Source organism: Parvibaculum sp. (assembly GCF_049672805.1).
Classification (GTDB): domain Bacteria; phylum Pseudomonadota; class Alphaproteobacteria; order Parvibaculales; family Parvibaculaceae; genus Parvibaculum.
Genome location: NZ_JBATWS010000003.1, coordinates 1 through 5504, shown reverse-complemented (window position 1 = coordinate 5504; position 5504 = coordinate 1). Strand labels below are relative to the sequence as shown.

General features: G+C 60.8%; 8 protein-coding genes. 7 read left to right on the top strand and 1 reads right to left on the bottom strand.

Annotated features, from left to right (window positions below; all coding sequences use genetic code 11):
• The 3 genes from WBF74_RS00135 to infC all read left to right on the top strand — a co-directional run.
• Positions 1 to 610: glycosyltransferase (locus tag WBF74_RS00135; protein WP_424433611.1), on the top strand; the 610-nt coding region annotated here is incomplete at its 5' end.
• Positions 607 to 966 (top strand): hypothetical protein, encoded by a 360-nt coding sequence (locus WBF74_RS00130; RefSeq protein WP_424433609.1) that lies wholly within the window; start codon positions 607 to 609, stop codon positions 964 to 966. The genes WBF74_RS00135 and WBF74_RS00130, both read left to right, overlap by 4 nt.
• Before the next feature lie 186 nt (positions 967 to 1152).
• Entirely contained in the window at positions 1153 to 1674 is a 522-nt protein-coding gene (gene infC, locus WBF74_RS00125; RefSeq protein ID WP_424433613.1) for a translation initiation factor IF-3, read from the top strand.
• 59 nt (positions 1675 to 1733) lie between these two features.
• Here the strand turns inward: infC and WBF74_RS00120 are convergent, their stop codons facing one another.
• On the bottom strand, positions 1734 to 2690 hold the full coding sequence (locus WBF74_RS00120) for a glycerophosphodiester phosphodiesterase family protein (protein ID WP_424433607.1): 957 nt from the start codon (positions 2688 to 2690) through the stop codon (positions 1734 to 1736).
• A gap of 339 nt (positions 2691 to 3029) precedes the next feature.
• On the opposite strand from WBF74_RS00120, the gene WBF74_RS00115 reads away from it, so the two are divergent.
• The 4 genes from WBF74_RS00115 to WBF74_RS00100 all read left to right on the top strand — a co-directional run.
• On the top strand, positions 3030 to 3209 hold the full coding sequence (locus tag WBF74_RS00115) for a hypothetical protein (protein WP_424433605.1): 180 nt from the start codon (positions 3030 to 3032) through the stop codon (positions 3207 to 3209).
• Positions 3210 to 3353: 144 nt separating this feature from the next.
• The gene (locus WBF74_RS00110; protein WP_424433603.1) at positions 3354 to 4586 is read left to right on the top strand and encodes an LLM class flavin-dependent oxidoreductase; all 1233 of its coding nucleotides are present in this window, start codon (positions 3354 to 3356) and stop codon (positions 4584 to 4586) included.
• Positions 4587 to 4618: 32 nt separating this feature from the next.
• A complete protein-coding gene (locus tag WBF74_RS00105) occupies positions 4619 to 5029 on the top strand; it encodes an I78 family peptidase inhibitor (RefSeq protein WP_424433601.1) in 411 nt (136 codons plus the stop codon).
• A gap of 132 nt (positions 5030 to 5161) precedes the next feature.
• The coding region (locus tag WBF74_RS00100) for a hypothetical protein (protein ID WP_424433599.1) at positions 5162 to 5504 on the top strand (343 nt) is incomplete at its 3' end.

The following is a 5504-nucleotide window of genomic DNA, read 5'->3' as shown; positions in this document are numbered from 1 at the left end:
GGTTAAGCGTTGGGGCGTTGCGAAAGATGTAGCTGCCACGTTCTTTCTCCATCCTGCTCGGCTCACCCGCTGGAAGGGGCAGCTTGTCTCGGTGGAAGCAGCACGCCTTCTCGTGGCGCGCGGCCTCACACAGTTCACGCTGCTTCTCGCAGGCGATGCGCAGGGCCGCGATGGCTATGTGGAAGAGCTGGAAAGCAGGATCGCCGATGCAGGGCTTCAGCATCATGTCCGGCTCACGGGTCATGTCGAGGACATGGCAGCCGCCTATGCGTTTTCCGACTGCGTGCTCTCCCCGTCGATCGAGGCGGAACCTTTCGGGCGGACGGCGGTGGAAGCGCAAGCGGCCTCCCGCCCCGTCATCGTGTCGGATGCAGGCGGCCAGCGCGAAACGGTGATCGAGGGTGAAACAGGTTTCCGCGTGGCCTCAGGCGACGCATCCGCCCTTGCCGATGCCATGGCACGGGTGATGGAAATGGGGCCGGAAGCCCGCGCGGCGATGGGTGCGGCGGGCTACCAAAATGCCACTACGCATTATTCCGCGGCCCGGATGTGCGCCACCACGCTCGCCATTTATGCGCGGCTCATCGCGCAGAACCGGGCGGGGAAGTGAGGAAAACCGTCATTGCCGTGTGGCTCGGCGCGGGTGGCGCGGCCCATGCGCGCGCATCGCTTCTGGCGGTGCGGGGCGCCCATCCCGCTGCACACCTCATCCTTCTCACGACACCCGATGGCCTGAAAGCAGCAGGCGATCTCGTTGATTCCGGCTGGGAAGACGGTGCCTTGCGTGGAGCATCGGCCTTTCTGGCGCGGGCGCGGCGCTTGTCCTGGGCCTCGGCGGACCATATCTATGATCTGGAAGTCGGCCCGATGACGAGGCTCCTGCGCTTCTGTGTGTGGCCGAGGCCACAATGGCACGAAAGAGCGCCGTCTGGCAGCGCAGCGGGCGCTGTCCCGCCTGTTTCTTGACTTGCGGGCGGCGGGCTTCAAATCTATAGCTGTGCTTGGTTTTCCGGAGGATGCCGGGGTACGGCACCATCGGGAACGGATCAGAATGCGGGTGCCGCCGGAAGCGGGCTTGCATCATTTCCGTTCCCGGGCGCAATCCCGCGGCCGGAGTCGATAAAAGGAGAAGTGTTCATAGCTCGCAGACCGATGCAGGCGCCGCCCACGAAAGAGGGCCCGCGCATAAACGACATGATCGTTGAGCCGACCGTGTTGCTCATTGACGCCGAGGGCGAAAAGCGCGGCGTTATTCCCACCGATGAAGCGATCCGCATGGCTGAAGAGGCCGGCCTGGATCTGGTCGAGGTGTCGCCTAACGCGAAACCTCCCGTATGCAAGCTTCTCGACTACGGGAAATTCAAATATCAGGCCCAGAAAAAGGCCAACGAGGCGCGCAAGAAGCAAAAGACCGTTGAGGTCAAGGAAATCAAGATGCGCCCGAATATCGACACGCATGACTATGAAGTGAAAATGCGCTCGATGCTCCGTTTCTTCGATGAAGGCGACAAGGTGAAAGTCACCCTTCGCTTCCGTGGCCGCGAAATGGCGCATCAGGAGCTTGGCATGCAGCTTCTCAACAAGGTGAAGGACGAAGTGGACGCGATCGCGAAGGTCGAATCCTATCCGCGCCTTGAGGGGCGCCAGATGGTCATGGTGCTGGCCCCGCGCTGAACCGCGTTGCATGGGAATGAAGAAGGCCCGGTTCTGCGACCGGGCCTTTTTGTATGACCCTAAGAGCCAAGCACCTTTGCGAGTCGGTCCGGCCGGTCGGTGATGATCGCCTCGACGCCAAGCCCGATCAGGCGCTTCATGTCGGCTTCCTCATCCACCGTCCAGCCGGAAACGGAGAAGCCGAGCTCACCGGCGAGGGCGACTGTCTCGGGCGTGATGTCGCCAAACCAGGCGAACCAACCATCGGCGGGGGCGGCACCGATCGCGCGCAACATGCGCTCGGCGAAAGTCGCGCCCTGCTGGTTGCGCCAGTCATATCCGGCAAGCCAGGGCGCACCGGCGGCAGAAGCGCGGCGGAGGGCTTCATCTTCCGAGCCAGGCTTGTCAAAGGCGGCCGAACCATCTTCCGGATCGATCTGGAAGAAGGGTGATGTCGTGAAGGCATTGCGGATTTCAGGCGCGATCTCCTTCGCGCGGACAAGGCAGCGCCAGTCAAAAGAGATGAGCGTGACGGTCTTTTCGAGCCCGTATTTCCGGGTAAGCGCCACCGCAGCATCCGCCAGTTCCACCGGATCAGCAGATTGCGACAGATCGAGTAGCGCCGTCTTCAGTTCTACATAAAGGCGAAAGCCGGGCTTCGTCTTCTCTTTCACGAGCCGGTAAACATCATCGAGAAGCGGGATGCGCTCGCCATCAAGCGGCGCCTGTTCGGGGTAGCGCCCCGCATAGCCTGCGCCGGGGCGAAGCCGCCCGACATCATAGGCGCGCAGTTCCTCATAGGTCAGCGTCTTCAGAAGCGGCGTCGGGCGTGTGAGCCATTCTCCATCCGCGCCACGGGCAATGGCGGGCTTCAGGCTCTCATCATGGTGGACGATCAGCCGGCCATCTTTCGAGAGATGCACATCAAGCTCGATCCCGTCTGCGCCCGTCTCGATTGCCCGCTCAAAGGCACCCATTGTGTTTTCGGGCCAGAGCCCCGCGCCCCCGCGATGGGCAATCTTAAGTGGCTTCCTCATCAACAACCCCGATATCTGGTGAATTTCGTCCGTCACGGCACAAAAAAATCGGCTGAAGCCTATATGCGAGCGCCATCAATCGTCCATCGCCACCTGATCGCCCCATTCCGGATTTATAAGCACTGGCTGATACCAGACATGCAGACTTAGCCTCACATCGCTCTCGCAACGGTCAGGCGAGGACGTTCGAAGGGGCGTTTGCAAGTCGGTGGCCGGGGGGCGGAGCGACATATTTGTCCACCACGAGACCGGTACCCAATGTCCTTATTCAATATCTGGCGGCGCCTCACGAACCGCCGCAGGAGCAGAAAACGCTCCTTTTATGAGTCGCAGGAAGTGATGCGTCAGGTAGTCGAATCGGTCGGGCCGATCGATATGCGGCTTGTGCCGGATTCAGACCTGCGCAGTATTGTGGCGGCAGAGAAAAGCGATCTGCGGCGGGTGGCGGCAGAAAAGGAACTGGCCTTCCGGGCGGCGCATCGGAATGCAGCCTCGGCTCATGCACATAGGCCCCATTGACGGTCTGAAGCCTCTCAGAGCCTGATCGACCTCACCCGCTTCTGTAAACTCGCAGAGGCGGGGTTTGCCTATTACACTCCTCCCATTGGCAATGAAAACAGACGTACCCGGATATCCCCCGGAGTACGCGACGGGAGGTGGCCTATGAAGTTTGGCGTGTTCTACGAATTGCAACTGCCGAAGCCCTGGAATGAGGGAGACGAGGCGCGTCTGTTCCACGAAGCACTGGAGCAGATCGTTCTGGCAGACAGGCTTGGCTATGATCACGCCTGGGAAGTGGAACATCACTTTCTTGATGAATATTCCCATTCTTCCGCACCGGAAGTGTTTCTCGCGGCAGCGGCTTCCGTCACGAAGAATATCAGGCTGGGCCACGGCATCCGCCAGGTCATTCCGAACTACAACCATCCCGCCCGCACGGCAGAAGGTCTCGCAACGCTCGACATCATGTCGAACGGGCGTGTCGAGTTTGGTATCGGCGAAGGGGCGACGCGGCTGGAGCTTGGCGGCTTCGGCATTCCCGCCAAGGAAAAGCGCGCCATGGCAATCGAAGCTGCAGAGCAGATCGCCAATATGATGGTGCTCGATCCCTATCCGGGTTTCGAAGGCAAATATTTCTCCATGCCCTGCCGCAACGTGCTGCCGAAGCCGGTGCAGCGCCCACATCCGCCCATGTGGATGGCCTGCACCAACCGCGACACGATCCGCATTGCGGCATCGCTCGGCGTCGGTGCGCTTGCTTTCTCCTTCCTTGACCCGGAAGAAGCGCATCACTGGTCGGAAATCTATTACGGCATCATCAAATCGGAAGAGTGCCGCCCCATCGGTCACAGCGTGAACGCAAACATTGCGATGGTGTCGAACTTCTCGCTGCATCACGACCGTGAAGAAGCCATTCGCCGTGGCCATGAAGGCTTTGAATTTTTCGGCTATGCGCTGAACGCGCTTGTCGCGCATGACACGGTGCCGGGTCGCACGAATATCTGGGGCGATTACATCAAGGCGCGCGGCAACCGCACGCAGGAAGTGATCGATGCGGCAAAGCGGGCGGATGCCATTGCAACCGGCATCGGTACACCGGACGACATGCGCGCGCATCTCAAGGCCTTCCGGAATGCAGGCGTCGATCAGGTGATCTTCATGCAGCAGGCAGGCCGAAACAAGCATGAGCATATTTGCGAGTCGCTTGAGCTTTTCGCAAAGGAAGTCATGCCGGAGTTCAAGGCGGAAGCTGCCGAACGGGAAGCGAAGAAGCAGGCAGAACTTGCGCCCTATATCGAAGCAGCATTGAAGCGGAAGAACTGGATGCGTCCGCTCGAGGATCACGAGATCCCCGTGGTGAAGGCATCCGTGCAGAAGGCACAGGTCAATCAGTGAGCCTGAGCGATCCCTCGACAAAGGAGAGGAAAATGAAGAAAGCGATGATAGGGCTTTTCGCCGTGGTGGCCTTCGCCCTCGCGGCGTGTGACGATCCGGCGGAACAGAAGGCCGCTGAAGAGACTACCCCCGAAACCGTTGTCGAGGAGCAGATCGCCGATGACAACGCGCTGGGTGAAGAGGCCGCCGCTGAAAGCGACGCAGCCGATGTGAACGCCGCCATGAACGAGATGGAAGAAGGTTGCCGGGCGGCCGCCGAAGCCCTTGCCGTCTGGACCGGGAAGCCATGGGACGAGGCGAAGGAAGCCGTGAGCGCAGGCGAGGGTGTCGCAACCGTCCGTGTCATCCGGCCGGGTGAGCCTGTCACGATGGATTACCGTGCCAACCGCCTCAATGTTGAACTTGATGACGGTGACGGGATCGTCCGCATTTTCTGCGGCTAGGTGTCTTGCGGGCAGCGGGTGGGCAGATACGCCATCCGCTGCCACGCTTCTGCCCGATTTCACCTGCTTTCTCTCAGCTGACGCCGATGCCGGAGCTGTCTGCCCGGTGGAGCGCAATGGAAGGAGCGAAGAATGAAAAAGATGCGCGGTGGTCTTGCAGGCATGGTGGCGGTGGCCGCCTTCATGCTGGTTGCAGCTTGCGATCAGAACACGGAAGAACAGGCAAACGGCGAGGCTGCGCCGGAGGCTGTGGCGGAACTGGCAGAGAGTGATCTGCCCGATAGCCAGATGCCTGAAACCACATTGCCGGAAAGCGATCTGCCTGAAGCGACAGAAGGCGCAACGGATGCAGCCGCTGCTGCCGAAAATGGCGAAGCCGAATTCAACGCGGCCGTTGCCGGTTGTCAGGCCGCTGCCGATGCGCTTGGCGTCTGGGTCGGTCAGCCCTTCGCCGATGCCGAAGATGCCATCATGG

Bases quoted from the DNA above. Each gene is read 5' to 3' on its own strand.
- infC (WP_424433613.1), top strand. From the start codon at position 1,153: ATGCAGGCGCCGCCCACGAAAGAGGGCCCGCGCATAAACGACATGATC.
- WBF74_RS00120 (WP_424433607.1), bottom strand. From the start codon at position 2,690: ATGAGGAAGCCACTTAAGATTGCCCATCGCGGGGGCGCGGGGCTCTGG.
- WBF74_RS00115 (WP_424433605.1), top strand. From the start codon at position 3,030: ATGCGTCAGGTAGTCGAATCGGTCGGGCCGATCGATATGCGGCTTGTG.
- WBF74_RS00110 (WP_424433603.1), top strand. From the start codon at position 3,354: ATGAAGTTTGGCGTGTTCTACGAATTGCAACTGCCGAAGCCCTGGAAT.
- WBF74_RS00105 (WP_424433601.1), top strand. From the start codon at position 4,619: ATGAAGAAAGCGATGATAGGGCTTTTCGCCGTGGTGGCCTTCGCCCTC.